Origin of the sequence: Pseudosulfitobacter sp. DSM 107133, from assembly GCF_022788695.1 — a bacterium.
Taxonomy (GTDB): domain Bacteria; phylum Pseudomonadota; class Alphaproteobacteria; order Rhodobacterales; family Rhodobacteraceae; genus Pseudosulfitobacter.
On the sequence record NZ_CP085154.1, the window covers coordinates 2467918 to 2485807 of the forward strand.

Annotated in this window: 15 protein-coding genes; 5 read left to right on the forward strand and 10 right to left on the reverse strand. The window is 62.6% G+C overall.

The features are described from left to right. Positions 1-260 precede the first annotated feature (260 nt). The 5 genes from cobS to DSM107133_RS12115 all read left to right on the forward strand — a co-directional run bounded on the left by cobS (position 261) and on the right by DSM107133_RS12115 (position 5761). On the forward strand, positions 261-1247 hold the full coding sequence (gene cobS / locus DSM107133_RS12095; RefSeq protein WP_114291424.1) for a cobaltochelatase subunit CobS: 987 nt from the start codon (positions 261-263) through the stop codon (positions 1245-1247). Continuing rightward, positions 1244-1636 carry a hypothetical protein gene (locus DSM107133_RS12100; RefSeq protein ID WP_114291392.1) on the forward strand — a complete coding sequence of 131 codons (393 nt, stop codon included), beginning with the start codon at positions 1244-1246 and terminating at the stop codon, positions 1634-1636. The genes cobS and DSM107133_RS12100 overlap by 4 nt, the downstream gene beginning before the upstream one ends. Further along, positions 1633-3510, forward strand: a complete 1878-nt coding sequence (gene cobT / locus DSM107133_RS12105; RefSeq protein ID WP_114291393.1) for a cobaltochelatase subunit CobT — start codon at positions 1633-1635, stop codon at positions 3508-3510. Before DSM107133_RS12100 ends, cobT begins: the two co-directional genes overlap by 4 nt. A gap of 52 nt (positions 3511-3562) precedes the next feature. After that, complete coding sequence (locus DSM107133_RS12110) at positions 3563-5353, forward strand: aminopeptidase P family protein (RefSeq protein WP_114291394.1); 1791 nt, start codon at positions 3563-3565, stop codon at positions 5351-5353. 63 nt (positions 5354-5416) lie between these two features. Beyond that, positions 5417-5761: a DUF427 domain-containing protein gene (locus DSM107133_RS12115; RefSeq protein ID WP_114291395.1), complete on the forward strand. Its 345-nt coding sequence runs from the start codon at positions 5417-5419 to the stop codon at positions 5759-5761. Between the two features lie 16 nt (positions 5762-5777). Here the strand turns inward: DSM107133_RS12115 and DSM107133_RS12120 are convergent, their stop codons facing one another. From DSM107133_RS12120 to DSM107133_RS12165, 10 genes are all read right to left on the reverse strand, one after another. Next, entirely contained in the window at positions 5778-7466 is a 1689-nt protein-coding gene (locus DSM107133_RS12120; protein WP_114291396.1) for a chloride channel protein, read from the reverse strand. Positions 7467-7594: 128 nt separating this feature from the next. Beyond that, positions 7595-9244, reverse strand: coding sequence for a DNA repair protein RecN (gene recN / locus DSM107133_RS12125; RefSeq protein WP_114291397.1), 1650 nt, complete (start codon positions 9242-9244; stop codon positions 7595-7597). 36 nt (positions 9245-9280) lie between these two features. Further along, entirely contained in the window at positions 9281-10150 is an 870-nt protein-coding gene (locus tag DSM107133_RS12130) for an outer membrane protein assembly factor BamD (RefSeq protein ID WP_114291398.1), read from the reverse strand. Positions 10151-10286: 136 nt separating this feature from the next. Further along, positions 10287-11207, reverse strand: coding sequence for a UDP-3-O-acyl-N-acetylglucosamine deacetylase (gene lpxC, locus DSM107133_RS12135; RefSeq protein ID WP_114291399.1), 921 nt, complete (start codon positions 11205-11207; stop codon positions 10287-10289). A 195-nt stretch (positions 11208-11402) separates the two neighbouring features. After that, positions 11403-13043 (reverse strand): cell division protein FtsZ, encoded by a 1641-nt coding sequence (gene ftsZ, locus DSM107133_RS12140; RefSeq protein ID WP_114291400.1) that lies wholly within the window; start codon positions 13041-13043, stop codon positions 11403-11405. A 412-nt stretch (positions 13044-13455) separates the two neighbouring features. Continuing rightward, positions 13456-14790, reverse strand: a complete 1335-nt coding sequence (ftsA, locus tag DSM107133_RS12145) for a cell division protein FtsA (RefSeq protein WP_205387721.1) — start codon at positions 14788-14790, stop codon at positions 13456-13458. Between the two features lie 4 nt (positions 14791-14794). Next, a complete protein-coding gene (locus DSM107133_RS12150; RefSeq protein WP_114291401.1) occupies positions 14795-15679 on the reverse strand; it encodes a cell division protein FtsQ/DivIB in 885 nt (294 codons plus the stop codon). Then, positions 15667-16587 (reverse strand): D-alanine--D-alanine ligase, encoded by a 921-nt coding sequence (locus tag DSM107133_RS12155; RefSeq protein ID WP_114291402.1) that lies wholly within the window; start codon positions 16585-16587, stop codon positions 15667-15669. Before DSM107133_RS12155 ends, DSM107133_RS12150 begins: the two co-directional genes overlap by 13 nt. Before the next feature lie 80 nt (positions 16588-16667). Further along, positions 16668-17627, reverse strand: coding sequence for a UDP-N-acetylmuramate dehydrogenase (gene murB / locus DSM107133_RS12160; RefSeq protein WP_114291403.1), 960 nt, complete (start codon positions 17625-17627; stop codon positions 16668-16670). Position 17628: 1 nt separating this feature from the next. Continuing rightward, positions 17629-17889 (reverse strand): hypothetical protein, encoded by a 261-nt coding sequence (locus DSM107133_RS12165; protein ID WP_162791928.1) that lies wholly within the window; start codon positions 17887-17889, stop codon positions 17629-17631. Position 17890: the final 1 nt, after the last annotated feature.

Here is a 17890-nt window from a genome sequence, read left to right on the forward strand (position 1 = left end):
ATTGATGTCTGTCACCGGCGATGTGCCGGATGTACAAGAGGTACGGGAGCCCGCTGCCGCTAGTTTCAAAAGAGTTCAATTTTTTTGGTCACGATTATTTCAGCGCCACATGCTGGATTTTGACAGTCAAGGCGCTATCCGACGCCACGTCCCATGCTTTCGCAGCGCAACCCTGCCCGCCCCCCTTGCCCTTCCTTTCGATATGTTGCACCAACTGCCGGGTGCGCAAGGGCGCGAGATACCAAAGACAAGGACAGATGATGGCCGACGGTGAACTGGAAATTAGTGCGAAACCCACCGAAGAGATTTCCGTACGCGAAGTCTTTGGTATCGACACCGATATGGTCGTCAGAGGCTTTGCCGACCGCACAGAGCGGGTGCCGGATGTTGACAGCACCTATAAATTCGATGCCGATACCACGCTGGCCATTCTGGCCGGGTTCACACACAACCGCCGTGTGATGATCCAGGGCTATCACGGCACCGGCAAATCGACCCACATCGAACAGGTCGCCGCCCGCCTGAACTGGCCCGCCGTGCGCGTCAACCTTGACAGCCACATCAGCCGGATCGACCTGATCGGCAAGGATGCGATCAAGCTGAAAGACGGCAAACAGGTCACCGATTTCCAGGAGGGCATCCTGCCCTGGGCGCTGCGCAACCCCACTGCCATCGTGTTCGACGAATATGACGCGGGCCGTGCGGACGTGATGTTCGTGATCCAGCGTGTGCTGGAAGTGGACGGCAAGCTGACGCTGCTGGACCAGAACAAGGTGATCCACCCGCACCCCTATTTCCGCATCTTCGCCACCGCCAACACCGTTGGTCTGGGCGACACGACCGGCCTGTACCACGGCACACAACAGATCAACCAGGGCCAGATGGACCGCTGGTCGCTGGTGGCCACGCTGAACTATCTGTCGATCGACGCGGAAACCGCGATCGTTCTGTCGAAGAACCCGCATTACAACACGGAAAAAGGCCGCAAGATCGTCAAGCAGATGGTCACGGTTGCCGATCTGACGCGCACCGCCTTCATGAACGGTGATCTGTCCACCGTGATGAGCCCGCGTACCGTTATCGCATGGGCCCAGAACGCCGAGATCTTCCGCAATGTGGGCTATGCCTTCCGCCTGTCGTTCCTGAACAAATGCGACGAGCTGGAGCGCCAGACCGTTGCCGAGTTCTACCAGCGTCTGTTCGACGAGGAACTGCCCGAAAGCGCGGCCAGCGTGAGCCTGGGGTGAGCCTGAAGGCGCTGACAACCGCAGCCGCCACTGGCGTGCTCGGCGTCGGCGCCGCACAGGCCGACCGCGACCTGTCCATCCACCCCGCCGCCCAATGTGCGGCACTGTGGCTGGGCTATTCGGACTGCGCGGCAAATTCGCCCTATCTGGCCGTTGATCCCGCAGATGCCGACCGTGCGGCCGCATTTCGCGCCGTTGCCCTGCGCCTTGGCACATCACCCCGCGCCCAGATCGACCACTTTATCGCCCTCCAGCGCCCGCTGATGGAAAAACTGGTCGAAGCGATGATCTTTGGCCGCGACCGTCAAAGCACGGATGTGTTTGAAGCCCTCGACGAAACCTGCAAGAGTTTCGCCAAGGACCACCCCGAGACCCGAAAGCTGTCATGAGCAAACCCACCGACAACCCCGCAGACGCGTTCAAGAAGGCGCTTGGCGAAGCGACCAAGGTCATGGCCAATGACCCCGACCTGAACGTCAGCTATTCCGCCGACCCTTCGGGACTGTCGGGCGATGCGATGCGGCTGCCGCAGGTGACCCGCCGCATGACCCGCCAGGAGGTTCTGCTGGCCCGCGGCACCGCCGACGCGCTGGCGCTGCACCGGCGGTATCACAACGGCCAGACCCATTCGAAATACCTGCCCTCGGGCGAGGTGGCGCGCGAGCTGTACGAAGCGATGGAAACCGCCCGCTGCGAGGCCATGGGCGCGCGCGACATGCCCGGCACCGCCGGCAACATCGACGCCAAGATCGCCAACGAAGCGGCCCGCAAGGGCTATGATCAGGTCAAACAGGCTTCTGACGTGCCGCTGGCCACTGCTGCGGGTTACCTGATCCGCCATCTGGCCACGGGCCGCCAACTGCCCGCAGGCGCGCAGAACGCCATGGAAATGTGGCGCGGCTTTATCGAGGAACAGGCCGGCGTGACGCTGGACAACCTTGACAAGACGCTGGGAAATCAGGCTGATTTCGCGCGCTTCTCGCGTCAGATCATCAAGGATCTGGGCTATGGCGACCAGATCGGTGATGACCCCGACCAGATGGACGAGGATCAGGAAGATCAGGCCGAAGAAGGCGCCGAAGAGGAACAGGATCCCGACAGCACCGGCAGCGACGACGACGACAGCGAAGACGCCGAAGGCTCGCCCGAGCAGTCGCAGGAAGAACAGCAGGATGCGTCGCAGGCGCAGGTCTCGATGGACGAGATGGCCGATCAGGAGATGGGCGAAGAGGCCGAGATGCCCGAGGGCGAAGCTCCGCTTGAGCCGCCTGCCCCGCAACCCTTCAGCGACGCGGACCCCGATTACAAGGTCTATCTGAACACCCACGACGAAGAGATCAACGCCGACGAACTGGCCGAACCGGTCGAACTGGAGCGTCTGCGCGCCTATCTGGACCAGCAGCTTGAGCCGCTCAAGGGCGCGGTCAGCCGTCTGGCCAACAAGTTGCAACGCCGCTTGCAGGCCCAGCAGAACCGGAGCTGGGAGTTCGATCTGGAAGAAGGCATGCTGGATGCGGGCCGTCTGGCGCGTGTTGTGGCCAACCCCACCACGCCGCTGAGCTTCAAGATCGAGAAAGACACCGAATTCCGCGATACCGTCGTGACGCTGCTCTTGGACAACTCCGGCTCGATGCGAGGCCGTCCGATCAGCATCGCCGCGATCTGCGCCGATGTTCTGGCGCGCACGCTGGAACGCTGCAACGTCAAGGTCGAGATTCTGGGCTTTACCACCCGCGCGTGGAAAGGCGGACAGGCCCGCGAGGCATGGCTGAACGATGGCCGCCCGCAAACGCCGGGGCGTCTGAACGATCTGCGCCATATCATCTACAAATCCGCCGATGCCCCCTGGCGTCGGGCGCGCCCCAATCTGGGGCTGATGATGAAAGAGGGCCTGTTGAAGGAAAACATCGACGGCGAGGCGCTGGAATGGGCGCACCGCCGCATGGTCAACCGGTCCGAGGCGCGCAAGATCCTGATGGTGATTTCAGACGGCGCGCCGGTCGATGACAGCACGCTGAGTGTCAACCCGGCCAACTATCTGGAAAAACACCTGCGCGATGTGATCGCCATGATCGAAAAACGCCGCGCGGTGGAACTGCTGGCCATCGGCATCGGCCACGACGTCACCCGCTATTACGACCGCGCCGTGACGATCACTGATGTCGACCAGCTGGCCGGTGCCATGACCGAACAACTGGCGGCGCTGTTTGACAGCGACCCACGGGCACGCGCCCGCGTGATGGGAATGCGCCGTACCACCTGAGCATGGCCTTGCGCGGCGCGTTTATGTAACAAGATGAAGAGGGTACAAGCCTATGTTCCAGTCGTTCCAGGTGACCGCACGGCCAGAGCAAGGCCCGCCCCGCTTGGCAGCATTGCGCAGCGTTCTTGACGCACAAGGGCTTGACGGATTTCTGGTGCCCCGCGCCGATGCGCACCAGGGCGAATACGTCAGCGCGCGTGACGAACGGCTGGCGTGGCTGACCGGCTTTACCGGCTCGGCAGGCTTTTGCGCCGTGTTGCGCGAGGTGGCGGGCGTGTTCATCGACGGACGCTACCGCACTCAGGTCAAGGCGCAGGTGGCCGATGTCTATACCCCCGTACCGTGGCCCGAAACCGGGCTGGCAGACTGGCTGATCGAACAGATGCCCTCGGGCGGCGTGATCGGCTTTGATCCATGGCTGCACACCGCGGGCCAGATCGAACAACTGACCGACGCGCTGACCGGCGCCGGCATTGCCCTGCAAGCCTGCGACAACATGGTTGATGCCATCTGGACCGATCAGCCCGGCCCCGCGATGGAACCGGCCAAAGTGCATCCGCTGGAATTTGCGGGCGAAAGCCACGAGGCCAAACGCGCCCGCCTAAGCACCGAACTGGCACAAAACGGTCAGGCGGCGGCCATCATCACCCTGCCCGACAGCCTGTGCTGGCTGCTGAACATCCGCGGCGCCGACATCCCGCGGAATCCGATTGCTCAGGGTCTGGCTGTCTTGCACGCCGACGCGCGGGTTGATCTGTTCATGGACGCGGCAAAGCTGGACGCTCTGGGCGCGCATCTGGGCCCCGACATCACCCCCCATGCCCCCGACAGCTTCCTGCCCCATATCGCGGGTCTGCGCGGCCCTGTGCGCATGGAAAAATCCACGGTGCCGGCCATTGTTGCCGACACCGTGGGGCCAAACGGTGTCTGGGGCGACGATCCCTGTGCCCTGCCCAAGGCCTGCAAGAACCCCGCCGAGATCGATGGCAGCGCCAACGCCCACTTGCGCGACGGGGCGGCGGTTGTCGAACTGCTGGCGTGGCTGGATGCCCAGGCCCCCGGCACGGTCAGCGAAACCGAAGTGGTCACCCAGCTGGAAGCCAGCCGACGGCGGGACAACGCCTTGCAGGACATCAGTTTTGAAACCATCGCGGGCACCGGCCCGAACGGCGCAATCATGCACTACCGCGTCACCGAAGAAACCGACAGCACCCTGCAAGACGGCCAGCTGATCGTGTTGGACAGCGGCGGGCAATATCTGGACGGCACCACCGACATCACCCGAACCATCGCCATCGGCACGCCCCAGCCCGAGGCACAGGCCGCCTTTACCCGCGTTCTGGCGGGCATGATCGCCATGTCCCGCCTGCGCTGGCCCGTGGGGCTGGCAGGCCGCGACATCGAGGCCATCGGCCGCGCGCCCCTGTGGTATGCCCATCAGGATTTCGATCACGGTCTGGGCCACGGGGTCGGGGCCTATCTGTCTGTACACGAAGGGCCGCAACGCCTGTCGAAGATCAGCCATGTGCCCCTGCAACCGGGCATGATCCTGTCCAATGAACCCGGCTATTACCGCGAGGGGGCTTTTGGCATCCGTATCGAGAACCTGCTGGTGGTGGAACCCGCCACTCCCCCCGCAGGCGGCGATACGCACCGCGCGATGCTGTGCTGGCGCACGCTGACATATGCGCCCATTGACCGCCGCCTGATTGTGCCGTCACTACTGGACACCCCGTCACGCGACTGGTTGAATGCCTATCACAGTGACGTTCTGGAAAAAATCGGCCCGCGTGTCAGCGCCGACGCTCGTGTCTGGCTAAAGGACGCTACGGCACCAATCTGACACATAGCGGGATTGTTACAAAGCTGCTAAAGACTGCGTTCAGCGATCCGAGGAGGACATAACATGGCCAATCACATCACAATCCGCCCTGCCACAGGCAAATGGAGCGTGCGCGCCGGTGGTGCCGTCATCGGTGAAAGCGAAAATGCGCTGGAACTGACCGAAGGCGACTATCCCTTTGTGATCTATTTCCCGCGCGGCGACATCGCCACGGCGTTCCTGGACAAGACCGACAAAACCACGTTTTGCCCGCACAAGGGCGACGCAAGCTACTATTCCGTGGTGACCAAATCCACCACGCTGGAAAATGTCGCATGGAGCTATGAAGCCCCCAAGGACGACATGACCGAGATCAAAGACTATCTGGCCTTTTACGCAGGCAACGGCGTAACGGTCGAAAAAATCTGAACGTGCAGCAGCGGCATCAGGAGTGTTCTTCTGCCGCCGTCGCCGCCAGCGCGCGGTTGTAGGCGCGCAAGGCATCCACATGGAACAGCGCGCCCAGCAGTTCGGGCGGCATGTCTTCTCCCTGCAATGTCACCACCGGAATGAACGCCACCGACGCGGTCTCGAACACCGGCATTGCGGCTTCCAGTGTGGCGGATGCGTCCAGATAGGTACCTGCACGGATCATGTCCCAACAGGCTTCATCATCAGCCGCACGCGGATCGTCGGGTTTGCGCATCACCGTTGTCACCCGGAACATCGCCAGCAGATAGGCCTGCGGCCCCGCAGCCAGATGCACGCCGCGCCGCTCCAGTTGCGTCAGAAAGAAACTGCGGTCCACCAAACGGCTGGCCAATGCGGTGCTCAGCGATACGGACACCATCACGGCCAGACCGGTCTGCCAGTCACCCGTCAGCTCGAACACGATCAGCGTGGTCGAAATCGGCGCGCCCAGCACCGCAGCGGCCACCGCGCCCATGCCTGCCAGCGCATAGAGCGTGACCGACCCCGACACATCGGGGAACACGCCCGTCGCAATCAGCCCAAAGGCCAGACCGGTCAGCGCCCCCACCATCAGCGAGGGCGAAAACACCCCACCGCCCATGCGCCCCGCCATGGTGATGGCAACCGCTATCACCTTGAGCACTGCAAAGACCATCACCTCGCGCAGCCCCAGCGCGCCGGTCAGCGCCAGCGAGGTCGTTTCATACCCGACCCCGATGATATGGGGGTAAAAGATTGCAATGCCGCCCAGCAAGGCCCCCGCCAGCGCAGGGCGCAGCCAACGGGGCAGGCCAGTGCGGGTCTGCACGATGGTGCCCAGATCGTCAGCCCAGAACACCGCGCGCATCAGCACCACGGCCACCAGCCCGCTGACAAGCCCCAGCAACAGATAGGCAGGCAGTTCCACATAGAACTGCAGCATTTCCGGTTCGGCCAGACGAAACTCGGTCACGCCGCCGAACTCAAGCCGGTTGATGACGGTCCCCGCCACCGACGCAATAACAATGGGTGCGAATGCGTGCACCGCAAAATGGCGCAACACCACTTCCAACGCGAACAGCGCCCCGGCAATCGGTGCGTTAAAGCTGGCCGAGACCGCGGCCGCCACGGCGCATCCCAGCAAGTCGCGCCCTGTCACCCCGTCTGCCTTGATGAACCGGCACACCTTGGTCGAAATCACCGCCGCCATATGCACCACAGGCCCCTCGCGGCCCGTCGATCCGCCCGACGACAGCGTAATGAAAGACGCCAAAGCCGAGGCAATACCGGCCCGCGTTTCAACCCGGCCCTCGTGCATCGCGGCACCTTCGATCACCTCGGCCACACTTCGCGCACGACCGTCACGGGTAAACAGGTGCAGGATCACCCCCACGGCCAGACCGCCACAGATCGGGATCATCAAGATCCAGTACCACGGCAGGTTTTGTGCAAAACTGTGCAAATGCTGTACATCATCGGTGCCGTACAGAAATGACTGAAAGCTGGAGATCCCCTTGCGAAACAGCAAGGCGGCAAAGCCCGCCCCGATACCGATCAGCAGGGCAATAAACCAGAACTGGATCTGCGAGGGCCCGCTGCGGCGGACCAGCTGAAACCCGTCACGGCAGGCGGCTAGCGCCTGACCGTATGACTGTGCAAAGATCGACTGTTTCGGGCTGCTCATGTCCTGCCACTTTCCGCTGTGCATTTCTATGCCAGGCCAAGCCAAACAAAAAGGCCCACGCTCGTCTTCTCTGGTTCAAAAAAATCCCGGGGGAGGCGCGCAGCGCCGGGGGCAGCGCCCCCATATGCTCAGCCGTCCAGCAACGCGCTGGCCGCCGCGCGGGCGGCCTCGGTCACCTGATCGCCCGCCAGCATCCGTGCCACTTCGTCAATCCGTGCAGGCGCATCCAGCGGGATCACCTGCGACGTGGTCATGCCCTTGGCCACCGATTTCGACACCTGCCAGTGATGCGCGCCCAGTGCAGCAACCTGCGGCGAATGCGTTACCACCAGCACCTGCCCACCCTCGGCCAGCGCTTTCAGACGGCGGCCTACAGCATCAGCAGTTGCCCCGCCGACACCGCGGTCGATCTCGTCAAAGATCATGGTCAGCCCCGCCTGACCACCAGCCAGACAGACCTTGAGCGCCAGCAGAAAGCGGCTCAGCTCGCCACCCGATGCGATCTTGTTCAGCGGCCCGGCAGGCGCGCCGGGGTTGGTGGCCACGGTGAACGCCACAGCATCGCGCCCGTCGGGGCCTGCGCTTTCGTCGCTGATGCGCGTCTCGAACACCGCGCGTTCCATTTTCAGGGGGGCAAGTTCGGCGCTGACCGCCTTGTCCAGCTTGCCCGCAGCCTTGGTGCGCGCCTGGTGCAGCGCATCTGCGGCGGTGTCATAGGTGCCATGCGCCGCGCTGAGCGCGCTTCGCAAGGCTGCCAGACCGGCGTCGCCAGCATCCAGCGCCGCCAGCTTCTCGCGCAGCGTGTCCGCGAAAACCGCCAGTTCGTCAGGGGCCACATCATGCTTGCGTGCCAGCGCGCGGATGGCGAACAGACGTTCCTCGGCCTCTTCCAGCTCGACCGGATTGAACGACAGACCGTCAATCGCCGCGACGATGCCGCTTTGGGCGTCGTCCAGTTCGACCATCGCGCGCCCCAGCGCGGCAATCGCACCGTCAAGCGTGCCCTCGGCCTTGTCCACCGCGCCCTCAAGCCAGCGCAGGGCGTTGCTCATCGCGCCCTCTGCCCCGTCATAGCCCAATGTTTCATAGGCTTTCACCACATCCGAGCGAATCCGCTCGGCGGCCTGCATCAGGCGACGACGGACGTCCAGCGATGCCTCTTCACCCGGCTCTGGGGCAAGGGCGTCCAGCTCGCCGACGGCGTGACGCAAGAATTCCTCTTCGGCGCGGATCGCGGCCATCGCCGTTTCGGCCTTGTCCAGCGCCTTGCGGGCCTTGCCAACGGCACTCCAAGCGGTACGCACCGTTGCCTTGCGCCCTTCAAGCCCGCCGAATGCGTCCAGAATGTCGCGGTGACCGCGCGGGTTCAGCAACCCGCGATCATCATGCTGCCCGTGCAATTCCACCAATGTGTCCGACAAGGCGCGCAGCACCTCGCCCGAGCAACGCCGGTCGTTGACCCAGGCGGTCTTGCGCCCGTCAGCGGTATTGATCCGGCGCAGGATCAGCTCGTCGCTGGCGGGCAGCCCCGCCTCTTCCAGCACGGCATAGGCCGGATGCCCGTCAGGCAGATCAAACCACGCGGTCACTTCGCCCTGTGCCGCGCCCTGCCGCACCAGATCGGCACGCCCGCGCCAGCCCAGCACAAAGCCCAGCGAATCCAGTAAGATAGACTTGCCCGCGCCGGTTTCACCCGTCAGCACGTTCAGTCCCGGCTGGAACGCAAGTTCCAGCCGGTCGATAATCAGCATGTCCGAGATATCAAGCCCGCGCAGCATGTCAGTTGCCTGTCGGGTGGGTGCAACCTTTGAGGATTACAGCCACCGCCCCTTGATCATCTGGCGATAGATCTGGCTCAGCCAATTGTCGCCCGCCGCTTCCAGTTCCAGCCCGCGACCGGTCAGCAATTTGTAGCTGTCTTCATACCAGTCGGTCGAACGGTAGTTATAGCCCAGAATGGCCCCGGCTGTCTGTGCTTCCTGGGTCAGCCCCAGCGACAGATAGGCTTCGACCAGACGGTGAAGCGCCTCGGCCGTGTGCGACGTGGTCTGGAAATCCTCGACCACAACGCGGAAGCGATTGATGGCAGCCGTATAGTTGCCCCGCTTCAGGTAATAGCGCCCGATTTCCATTTCCTTGCCGGCAAGGTGGTCAAAGGCCAGATCAAATTTGAGAATCGCGGACTTGGCGTATTCGCTGTTGGGGTACACTTCGATCACTTTGCGCAGGGATTGCAGCGCCTGAAACGTCAGCCCCTGATCGCGACCAACCTCGTCGATCTGGTCATAATAGCTGAGCGCCAGCAAATACTGCGCATAGGCCGCGTCATCGTCATCGGGATAGAAGTCGATGAACCGCTGTGACGCCGAGCGCGAGTTTTCGTAATCCTTGTCCCGATGATAGGCAAAGGCCTGCATGATCAGCGCACGTTTGGCCCATTCGGAATATGGATATAGTCGTTCAATTTCAGCAAAATAGAACGCGGCCTGATCCGGTTTCTTGCGCTCAAGCTCGTATTCGCCACGTTCGAAAATCTGCTGGGCGGTGTAGGTTTCCAGCGGAATTTCCTGCTGGTTAAAGATCGTGCCCGTTGTCGGGCGATCCTTGCCGTTGCCACAGGCGCTCAACGCCGTCGCCAAGACGAGGGCACACACTACCCCGGTTCGGGTCCCGCCGCTGGTCATGCCTTGCCATCCTCACAACTGTCCATCGCCTGCCTCGCAGACTGAATTACAAAGTCTCTAGCACAGAAAATTACGGGGCAAAACGCCCCAATGCACTGTTCTTGAAACTGAATGATAGATGTCACGTTGCGCGCGCTTACGCAACTTGGGGAATTTCATCCCAAACCAGACCGTAGCCCGGCAAGCGGCGCGACTGCTGCGCATCACAAACCACCATGCGCACCGCATCCGGCGTTGCAAAAAGCTTGCGCAGCAAGATGTTGGTCATCGAATGGCCCGACCGCACACCGATATAGTGGCCGATCAAGGGGGCCCCTGCCAGCGCCAGATCCCCCAGCGCATCCAGCATTTTGTGGCGCACGGGTTCATCACGATGGCGCAAACCGCCAGGGCTCAGCACGCGGTCACCGTCGAACACCACGGCGTTCTTGCCAGGGTTGCCGCCCAGGGCCAGACCGTTGGCCTGCATGGCAACCACATCGGCCTGACGGCAGAAGGTGCGGCTGTCGCACAGCTCGCGCGCGAAGCTGCCATTGTTCATCACCAGCGATTTCTGCTGGTGACCAATCGCCGCATCGTCAAAATCAATCTCGAAATCAATGCGCAGCGTATCCGAGGGGCGCAATGTGGCACTGGCCGCGCCATCGGTCACGGTCACTTCGCGCATCACTTCGAAGGCACGCACAGGCACGTTCAGCGCACGCAAACCGCGCTGCATGATACCGCGCACAAAAGGCACCGCAGAACCGTCAAGGATCGGAACTTCGGGGCCGTCAATTTCCACCAGCGCGTTGTGTACACCACAGCCCGCCAGCGCCGCCATCACATGTTCGACGGTCGACACGGTGGCGCCCGAAGCATTTTCCAGCTTGGTGCACAGGGGCGAACGGTTCACCGCATCCCAACGCGCGGGGATCAGCGCGTCGCCATCCACATCGCGACGTGCGAACCAGATCCCGTGTTCGGCCATTGCGGGCCGAATGGTCAGCGTCGCAGGCTTGCCGGAATGCAGACCGGTTCCTGTAAAGCTGATCGGAGATTTGATGGTTGTTTGCACGTTGGTCTGTCCTGAACTGTTAGCGGTGTATCTTAACTAGTGGTCGGGGCACCGTCTCTCAACTCAATCTTTGTAACGTAATGAAACATCCCGATTCAGAACCGGCAATAAGGCGCTTGGAGACACATAAGCCCCTGTGAACAAACGAAAAAGGGCCACCCGAAGGTGGCCCAATTCGTTACAATCTAGCGAACATTAATTCGCTTGACGACGCAGGAACGCGGGGATTTCGATACGTTCCTGATCGGGGTCGTGCGCTTCGACCGGTTGCGGCGCAGGTGCCGCCGCGCGGCCCGACTGAACCGGAGGCTGCTGGCGCGCAGGTTGTTGTTGCGCACGCTCGGGCTGCTGGCCTTCACCGTGTCCGGTCATGCGGTTGATCAGCGAGTTGATACCGAAGCGCGGGCGCTCGCCTTGTGCTGCGGCGGGTGCCTGACGCGGTGTCGCAGCGGGTGCCGCCTTTTGCGCCGCGGCGCGCAGACGGGCCAGTGCTTCGGGCGACGGCGTGCCGGGCGTCGGAGCGCGGGGGGCGACGAATGTATCCGGTTCGGCGTTCAGCGAGTCGTGGTGCTGCGGTTCGAATGCGGCCACTTCCGGCTGATAGGCGGGCGGCGGCAACGCATCGCTGTCGTCTTCGGCAAAGATATCTTCGGCCATATCTTCGGCAGCTGCCTGTTCAACATTCATCTCTTCGAACAATGTCGGTTCCTGCGGGGTCTGCGCCGAAGCATACTCTTCTTCATAGACCTCTTCGACCGGCGCCTTCACGGGCGCTGGTGCTGCGGCGACAGGGGTTTCTTCCTGCGTCACCTGAGGTTTCAGCGGTGCCGACATCTTGCGGCGCGGCACCGGCATTTCGGTGTTCACCTCGACGGCGTCGATACCTGTGGCAACTACGCTGACGCGCATCATGCCACCCATGTCCGTGTCCAGCGTGGAACCGACGATGATGTTCGCCTCGGGGTCCACTTCCTCGCGGATGCGGTTGGCGGCTTCGTCCAGTTCGAACAGGGTCAGGTCGTGGCCACCGGTGATGTTGATCAGAACACCTTTGGCGCCGCGCAGGCTGATTTCGTCCAGCAGCGGGTTCGCGATGGCCTTTTCGGCGGCCTGAATGGCGCGATCTTCGCCTTCGGCCTCGCCGGTGCCCATCATCGCCTTGCCCATCTCGTCCATCACGGCGCGCACGTCGGCAAAGTCGAGGTTGATCAGGCCAGGACGGACCATCAGGTCGGTCACACCTTTAACGCCTTGATACAGAACATCATCTGCCATCGAGAAGGCTTCGGTGAATGTGGTTTTCTCGTTCGCCAGCCGGAACAGGTTCTGGTTGGGAATGATGATCAGCGTATCAACAACCTTTTGCAGGGCTTCAACGCCGTCTTCGGCCTGACGCATCCGCTTGGCACCTTCGAACTGGAAGGGCTTGGTCACGACGCCAACGGTCAGAACACCCAGTTCGCGGGCAGCCTGTGCGATGATCGGGGCCGCACCGGTGCCGGTGCCGCCGCCCATGCCCGCGGTGATAAAGCACATGTGTGCCCCCGCCAGGTGATCAACGATCTGTTCAATGCTTTCTTCGGCAGCCGCAGCCCCGACAGTGGCCCGCGCACCAGCGCCCAGCCCTTCGGTCACCTTGATGCCCAGCTGGACCCGGTTCGCGGCGGCAGATTGTTGCAGCGCCTGCGCGTCGGTGTTGGCGACAACGAAATCGACGCCGTCCAACTCTTTTTCGATCATGTTGTTGACCGCGTTACCACCGGCACCGCCGACCCCGAACACGGTGATCCGTGGTTTCAGTTCGTCCTGCCCCGGCATAGAGAGGTTCAATGTCATCACTAATCCGCCTGTTTTTGTGTTCCGGCCCGCATTCGCGGTGTTTTTCGTCCCAAATCTGACCTGATCTTAAAGACTGCGCGCAAGCACGTCACGTCAAAACTGGCCAACAACCCCAAAATGTTGATGTTTTTTTGGCAAAGACGCGGGATTTCGCCGATCACACCGTATGATGTGGGCAAAGCAATGGTGCACCCTGCACCTAGAGGTAGCAGGCATGCAAAGCGCAAGCCCGTTTTGAATGCGCCCAAAAGCCAGGGGGCGCGAGGTTGATATGTCTGTTTGGCTGACTGCTCGGTCTGCCGCGGGTCTCTTCGGACCTTGCCGTGACCCTATTACAGGGTGCGGATTCGCGCCAGCCCAATCCGGCGCGCATCGGCAAGAAATGACCGGCGGCAGGTTGCGCCTTGCCCTACCAGTTGTCGCGGAACCAGCGCACGGCGCGGCGCAGCGAGCGCGCGGGATAGCGGTCGGCAGGAATGTCGAAATCCCACCATTCGTCCTGCGGGTGTGCGGCAAACAGTGCAAGCCCCACGGCCGAGGCAAACCCCGGCCCCGTGGCGGCCTGTGGCAGACCGTGTACGCGCAACGGACGGCCCAGACGGACCTGCTGGCCCAGAATTTTCGACGCCAACCCGTCCAGACCGGGGATCTGGCTGCCGCCCCCGGTCAGCACGATCTGCTGGCTGGGCAGATGGTCGAAACCCGCCGCATCCAGACGCGCGCGCACCTCTTCCAGAATCTCCTCGACCCGAGGCCGCATGATCCCGATCAGCTCGGCGCGGCTGGCGGTGCGGCGGTCGTGTTCGTAATCGCCGGTGTCGCCACCGATCTCGATCATCTCGCGGTCGTCCATGCCCGTGGCGTGCACGCCGCCGTAAAACGTCTTGATCCGCTCGGCATTGGCCATCGGCACTTGCAGCCCCATCGAAATATCCGATGTGACGTGATCGCCGCCCATGCGCACCGCGTCGGCATAGATCATGTGCTTCTTGATAAAGATCGAAATGCCCGTGGTGCCGCCACCCAGATCAATACAGGCCGACCCCAGCTCCTGTTCATCCTCGACCAAGGCCGAGATGCCGGAGACATAGGAAGACGACGCAACGCCGGCCAGTTCCAGATCGCAGCGCTTGATGCAATGCGCCAGATGCTGCACCGCCGCGGCATCCACCGTCAGCATGTGCATGTCCACGGACAGCGTGTTGCCCAGCTGGCCGCGCGGATCGGACAGACCCGACCGGTGGTCCAGCGCAAAGTTCACCGGCTGTGCGTGCAGCACTTCGCGGTCTTCGCCGTAATCAGGCACGTCGCAGCGCGCCAGCACGCGGGCCACATCCTGTTCGCTGACCAGATCGCCGTCCATTTCCAGTTGCGCATCCAGCCCATAGCTGCGCGGCTCGGCACCGGCGAAGCAGGCAATTACATGATCCACACGGATTCCGGCCATCTTTTGCGCAGCCTGCAAGGCGGTGCGAATGGCGCGTTCGGTTTCGCCCATGGCGCAGATCTCGCCAAAGCGCACCCCCCGCGACCGCGTGGTCGCAGCCCCGATGACGCGGAAGCCCGATTGTCCGGCGAGCGAGCCGATCTCGCCGCCTTCGTCCATCTTGGCCGAGCCGTCAAAGCGCAGAACCAGGCACGCAATCTTGGACGATCCTACGTCCAGAATGGCCACAACACCACGTTGCATCGCCATCTTGCGCATGTTGCGCATGCTGCGCTGGCTGTCATAGAGGTCATTCATCATATCACTGCCCATTCATCTCGATTTGCCGGATACGCCACCATTCTTGCGTGGCAGCCTCGTTCATTTTTACCGTGGGACGCTGCGCCAGACGCATGTCCACCCGCGCGACATCGCGCGTCAGCAGGTCTTGCGCATTCTCCAGCGCAATCACGCGCTCAAGCGCGGACACAGCCCCCTCTTCTGGCAACAACACCCGTTGATTGCGGTCCAGCACCAGATCCCAGCGGCGCAGACCAACGCGCACGACACCGCGCAGCCGGCTGCCCAGCGGGGCGGCGGCTTCGACCAGTGTCAGCGCTTCGGCAACAGCCTTGTCGGCCCCGTCCCCTGCCACCAGCGGCAGGTCGGGGCGCAGGCTGCGGCGGGCCAGACCCGACACATGGGCGCCGGTCTCGTCAATCAGGGTCAGCCCGTCGGGCTGGCGCCAGATCGCGACAGGCACGCGCGGCGTGACTTCAATGTGCAGAATGCCGCCCGGACGGATGCGCACCGAGGCTTCCTTGACCGGATCAAGCCCCGAGACCGTGCGCCGGATATGCTCAAGGTCCAGATCAAAGGAGGATACAGGGAAATCAATCGGCAGGATTTCGCGAATGTCTTCGCCGGTTTCGGTGCTGGCGCCGTCGATGGCCATCACCTGTACCATGAATTCGGGACGTTCCTCGATGGCGCGGCGCGCTTCGGCCACGGTGTCCAGGATCACCTGACGACGCGCATCATCGGACAGATAGATGCTGGCCCCCGCGAAGACGATTACAAAGGGCACGCCAAAGCGCAGCCCGAACCGAAATCCCGGCGTCAGCATCAGCCGCTGCAACCGCCACGCCCAACGCGAGGGTGCCGGATCGGCCCTGGGTGTCTTGGCGCGGCGGATCAGCGGTTGCACGAGGCATCCTCCACCATCCAGCGGCACAGCTTACCAAAGGACATGCCGGTTTTCTCGGCCTGTTCGGGCGACAGTGATGTGGGGGTCATGCCGGGCTGGGTGTTGGTTTCCAGCAGGATCAGCCCCGAAGCGCCCCGGCTTTCGTCCCAGCGGAAATCGGTCCGGCTGATGCCACGGCACCCCAGCGCCTTGTGCGCACGCACGGCGTATTCCATGCACAGATCAAAGATTTCCTGCGGCACCTCGGCAGGCACCACATGGGTCGATCCGCCCGGTTTGTATTTGGCGTCGTAGTCATACCAGCCGGTCGTCAGAATATCCGTGACGGTCAGCGCGCGGTCGCCCATCACGCTGGTCGTCAGCTCGCGCCCCGGAGCAAAGGTTTCCACCATGACCTCGGCGGGCATGTTGTCGTCCAGCTGCGGCGGGCCGTTGTTGTCCTTGCCCACCAGATAAACGCCGACAGACGAGCCTTCGTTGTTGGGTTTGACCACATAGGGCGGCGGCATCACATGGCCCGCCATCACCTCGACCTTGGAGCAGATCATGCTGTCGACCACCGGCAGACCGGCGGCGCGGAACACTTCTTTGCTGCGCTGCTTGTCCATCGCCAGCGCCGAGGCCAGCACGCCGGAATGCGAATAGGGCACGCCCATCCATTCCAGCAGACCCTGCACACAGCCGTCCTCGCCCCAACGCCCGTGCAGGCAGTTGAGAACGGCATCGGGCTTGATGTCCTGCAAACGCGCAACAAGGTCGCGGCCTGCATCGACCTCGACCACGTCAAATCCTTCGTCCCTCAGCGCGGCAGCGCAAGCGTGTCCACTTGAGAGCGAGACCTCGCGCTCAGCGGAAGGTCCACCCAATAGTACCGCCACTTTCGGGGGTGTCCTGCTCGACTGACCCACCTTGGTGCCTCTGTATCCCAAGCCCTTTTGCGGACTCTTATCGTTGTGGCCTGTTGCGGCCCTTATCGTTTATTTGGTCGTTATTCTGGTCTTTTAGCCATCTTGCAAACCGGCAAATCCGGGCTCGGTTCGCCGATACGCATAATTTCCCACTCTAGCGTGATACCGCGGGTTGCGTAAACCTCTTTTCGCACCTTTTCACCAAGGTTTTCAAGGTCGGCAGCGGTGGCATCGCCGGTGTTGATCATGAAATTGGAATGCTTCGGGCTCATCTGCGCGCCGCCCACCATGGCCCCGCGCAGGCCTGCATCGTCGATCACCTTCCAGGCTTTCAGGTCGTGTACATCATCTGCCTGCCCCGTGGACGAAAACCCGGCGGGATTGCGAAAGGTCGATCCGGCGCTGCGGTCTTTGGTCGGCTGGGTTTCATCGCGTTTTTGCAACTGGGCCGCCATACGGTCGTGCAGCGCGCCGGCCTCCCCCGCAGGGCCGCGCAGGGTGGCGGATACCAGCACCGCGCCCTCGGGCAGATCGCTCTGACGATAGCGGAAATTCATCTGCGCAGGCGTCAGCGTCACCACGTCCCCCGTGCGCAGAACCGCGCGCGCAGATTGGAAAACATCTGCCGTATAGCTGCCGTAGCAGCCCGCGTTCATCCGCACGGCCCCCCCGATGCTGCCCGGAATGGTGCGCAAGAATGTCAGGTCCACGCCCGCGTCCGCCGCGCGCCGCGCCACATGGGCGTCCAGTGCGGCGGCACCCGCCGTTACCGTGTCACCGTCCACGTTAATTCCGTTGAACCCGCGCCCCAGCCGGACCACCACCGCGCGCAAACCACCGTCACGCACGATCAGATTGCTGCCCACGCCCATCGGAAACACCGCCACGTCATCCGGCAAGGCCGCCAGAAACTGCGCCAGATCATCGGTGTCCGCAGGCTGGAACAGCCAGTCGGCAGGCCCACCCACACGCAGCCATGTCAAATCGCTTAGTTCGCGTTTCGGGGTCAGTTTGCCTCGGACGGGCGGCAGATCAGTCATGTCAGTCTCGGGGTTTGTGGGTCAGGATACGGTGAATGATCCACCCCATACCAAAACAGGCACAAAGAAACAGGCCCATTGCCAGCAATGCCAACACCACACTGTTGACATAGGGCGGCACACCCGCAACCAGCCACAACAGCCCTGCGATAATCACCAGCGACAGCGGCACATAGTAAAGATACAGGCGGATATAGCCCCGCACCCCCAGATAGAATGCCACAGCGCCCAAAATCAGCGGCGGAACAAAAACCGGGGTCACA

Bases quoted from the DNA above. Each gene is read 5' to 3' on its own strand.
- cobS (WP_114291424.1), top strand. From the start codon at position 261: ATGGCCGACGGTGAACTGGAAATTAGTGCGAAACCCACCGAAGAGATT.
- cobT (WP_114291393.1), top strand. From the start codon at position 1,633: ATGAGCAAACCCACCGACAACCCCGCAGACGCGTTCAAGAAGGCGCTT.
- DSM107133_RS12110 (WP_114291394.1), top strand. From the start codon at position 3,563: ATGTTCCAGTCGTTCCAGGTGACCGCACGGCCAGAGCAAGGCCCGCCC.
- DSM107133_RS12115 (WP_114291395.1), top strand. From the start codon at position 5,417: ATGGCCAATCACATCACAATCCGCCCTGCCACAGGCAAATGGAGCGTG.
- DSM107133_RS12120 (WP_114291396.1), bottom strand. From the start codon at position 7,466: ATGAGCAGCCCGAAACAGTCGATCTTTGCACAGTCATACGGTCAGGCG.
- recN (WP_114291397.1), bottom strand. From the start codon at position 9,244: ATGCTGCGCGGGCTTGATATCTCGGACATGCTGATTATCGACCGGCTG.
- DSM107133_RS12130 (WP_114291398.1), bottom strand. From the start codon at position 10,150: ATGACCAGCGGCGGGACCCGAACCGGGGTAGTGTGTGCCCTCGTCTTG.
- ftsZ (WP_114291400.1), bottom strand. From the start codon at position 13,043: ATGACATTGAACCTCTCTATGCCGGGGCAGGACGAACTGAAACCACGG.
- ftsA (WP_205387721.1), bottom strand. From the start codon at position 14,790: ATGAATGACCTCTATGACAGCCAGCGCAGCATGCGCAACATGCGCAAG.
- murB (WP_114291403.1), bottom strand. From the start codon at position 17,627: ATGACTGATCTGCCGCCCGTCCGAGGCAAACTGACCCCGAAACGCGAA.